The organism is Petrotoga halophila DSM 16923, assembly GCF_002924615.1.
Genome location: NZ_JALY01000341.1, coordinates 1 through 3,112 on the forward strand (window position 1 = coordinate 1; position 3,112 = coordinate 3,112).

General features: G+C 31.8%; 4 protein-coding genes. 1 reads left to right on the forward strand and 3 read right to left on the reverse strand.

Annotation, left to right across the window (positions count from 1 at the left end; genetic code table 11):
* Positions 1-264, forward strand: a 264-nt coding sequence (locus tag AA81_RS13835; protein ID WP_146050424.1) for a transposase, incomplete at its 5' end; no start/stop codon positions are given.
* Positions 265-358: 94 nt separating this feature from the next.
* Here the strand turns inward: AA81_RS13835 and AA81_RS13840 are convergent.
* The 3 genes from AA81_RS13840 to AA81_RS13850 all read right to left on the reverse strand — a co-directional run.
* On the reverse strand, positions 359-1,207 hold the full coding sequence (locus tag AA81_RS13840; protein WP_103899356.1) for a carbohydrate ABC transporter permease: 849 nt from the start codon (positions 1,205-1,207) through the stop codon (positions 359-361).
* Complete coding sequence (locus AA81_RS13845) at positions 1,208-2,116, reverse strand: carbohydrate ABC transporter permease (protein WP_103899357.1); 909 nt, start codon at positions 2,114-2,116, stop codon at positions 1,208-1,210.
* A gap of 87 nt (positions 2,117-2,203) precedes the next feature.
* A partial coding sequence (locus AA81_RS13850) for an ABC transporter substrate-binding protein (RefSeq protein WP_146050425.1) occupies positions 2,204-3,112 on the reverse strand: 909 nt, incomplete at its 5' end.

Consider the following 3,112-nt stretch of genomic DNA (forward strand, 5'->3'; position numbering starts at 1 on the left):
TATGCAGCTAAGTATTTTAAACGATGGTATGAAAAGGTAATAGAATCAAATATACCTGAAATGATTAAAGCTGCTAAGACTCTTTTAAATCACATAGAAGGTATCTTGTTGCACATAAAAACGAATATCTCTAACGGTAAAATAGAAGGTATGAACTCTAAACTTAGAGGATTTACTAAAAGGGCTTTTGGTTTTAAAACATTAAAGAATTTAAAAATCACTATCTTTATTGCCCTTGGTAAACTTAATTTAACTCCAGCTTAATTACCCACTATTTTCGTGATAGAACCATAATTTTTAATTTATTAAAGCTGAATATAGTAATCAAAATACAACCCTGAAAAACTTCTTTTTGATGTTAATCTTTAATACTTCCGGCAGTCATCCCTTTTACTATATATTTTTGGAAAATTAGGAACAAAATAACAGGAATTAAAGTCGACATCAAAATGGCAGCCATTAATTCGTTCCATCTAACTGAACTTCTACTAAAAAATTGGTACAAACCTTGAGTTAGTGGCATTAACTTATCGTCTGTTATTAAAACTAAGGCTAATATAAATTGTTGACTCCACCCTGTTATGAATGAATAAATGAAAATAGAAACTATTGCTGGTGCAGTCATTGGGATGACTATTTTTGGAAGTATTTTAAGCATTGAACAGCCATCGATTAATGCTGCTTCTTCTATTTCACCTGGTAAAGTTTGAATGTATGAAGTCATTAGCCAAGTAGAAAGAGGTATAGTAAAAATGGAACCAGCTAAGATAACAGAAAAATATGTGTTTACTAATCCTAAGCTTTTCATTATGACGTATATAGGAACTAAAAGCATTATTGGGGCAAACATATTTGCATAAATAACAAACATTAAAATTGGTTTCCTAAATTTAAATTCCTTAAACCTTCCCAAAGCATAACCTGCAGGAATAGCAATAATTAAAGATATTAAGCTAACTCCTGCCCCATATGCAAAACTATTTAGCAGATAGCGAGGAAGTCTGGGGACTAATTCAAAAGCTTTAGCAAAGTTTGAAAGCGTAAATTTATCTGGAAATAAAGGACTAGGTACTTCCCAAGATAAATCTGCGGGTCTTAAACTTGTAATGACCATTTGATAAATAGGTAACAATAAAAAAATTATTAACAATATAGCAAAAAGTTGAACTAGAAAAGTTTTTATAATAGACTTCCAATTTTTTTTCAATTAAAATTCACCTCTTTCAAGTGTCTTAATATAAAATAAAGAAATAATTGTAACAAATCCTACTTGAAAAATTGTCATTGCAGAAGCTTTTCCAATTCCTCCAAATTTTTGGAAAAGAAAGGAAATATTATAAATAGCAATTGGTAGTGTTTCAGTAGCACTTAAAGGTCCTCCCTTTGTTAAAATCCAAATAATGTCAAAAGAATTAAATGTCCATACCAATGAAAGAAGTGAAACTGTTAAGATGACAGGTTTTAGCAAAGGTAAAGTTATTTTAAAAAAAATTCGAAAATCTCCTGCTCCATCTATCTTAGCTGCCTCATAATAACTTTCGGGAATTGATTGTAATCCTGAAAGAATCATAATTATCATAAATGGTAATCCTACCCAAGCATCTACTACGAAAGTTGATATAAAGGCTGTTGTTGGTGTGGAGAAGAATGAAATGGGAGCGTTAATAATATTTAGCCTTAATAAAATAGAATTTACTATACCAAATTGACTATTTAAAGTCCAGGCCCACATCATCGCTGCCATTGCCCAGGGAATTGCCCAAGGAATAATAGCTAAACTTCGATAAACTTTTTTTCCATATAATCTATCACTGTTAAAAAGCATAGCGCCAAAAATTCCTAAAACTAACTTTATTAGAAGAGAACATACAACCCACAACAAACTTCTCATGAAAGCTGATAAAAAATAAGAAATATTCGGATTGAAAAGTTTAAAATTAAAAAGCCATTTATAATTTTCCACCCCAACAAATGTTCTAATGTTAGGATTTAAAAAATTTGCATCGTAAAAGGAAAGTTCAACTACTTTATATAATGGATAAATTATAAAAATCGCTGCTGCGATTATTAAAGGAAGTAAAAAGTATATTGGAGTACTTTTTTTCTTGGAAAGCATTAGACAGAATCACCTTTCTTTTCTTATTTTTAGTTATGGGGTTCCTCTATATTATGATGAGGAGCCCCCAATAAATATGAAGTTAAATCATTGTTGCAATATAGTTATTATTCTGGCAGCATTATCTAATGCTTGCTTTGGTTCAGAGACATCTAGTAAAACGCTATGGATAGCGTCTAATATAACTTGTTGAACAGCTTCCCAATCTTTTATGTCAACAGCTTCTGGATAACCGTATTGTATAACTTCAATATAAGGTTTCCAATACCATGTTTGAAACTCTGGTAATTCAGCTTCTTTCTTCATAGGAGGCACGAAGCCTAAAGTTAGGTCCCATTCTGTTTGTTTTTCCAGAGTGGTCATGTAATTTATAAATTCTGTAGCTAGTTCTTTATTTTTTGATTGAGCACTAATAGCCATTGAATCAGTAACTATTACTGTCGAATAAGGAAGATCAGAATCTGGTCCACCAGGGAATTTAAACAACCCCACATTTACACCCTTTTCCATTGCTGCTAGAGCGTTGTGGACATGGTCTAAGTAAAAACCAACTTTTCCAGTTTCAAAAAGCTTAATTAAATCCTCACGTCTCCATTCAATAATAGCTGGTTGAGCGTATGAAGAAAGTTCCTTATAAAAATCTAAAGCGCGTATGGCTTTAGGGTCGTTTATAACAACATTACCTTCTTCATCAATAATTTTTCCACCATTGGCATAGAGATAATGTTGGAACTGAGTAACTGTAGAAATAAACTTTTGTCCAGCCATAGCAATGCCGTAAACACCGTTCTCAGGATCATGAATCGTTTTGGCTGCGTCTAGCAATTCATCCCAATTTTTAGGCACTTCTAAATTATGTTTTTCTAAGAGATCTTTGTTATATATGAAAACTTTAGTAGACATAGCTCTTACTATGCCGTAAATATGTTCGTTGTAGCGTACAGTATCCCAAACAGTTTCCCAATACATATCGTATTTTTCCTGTGTAACTAAATC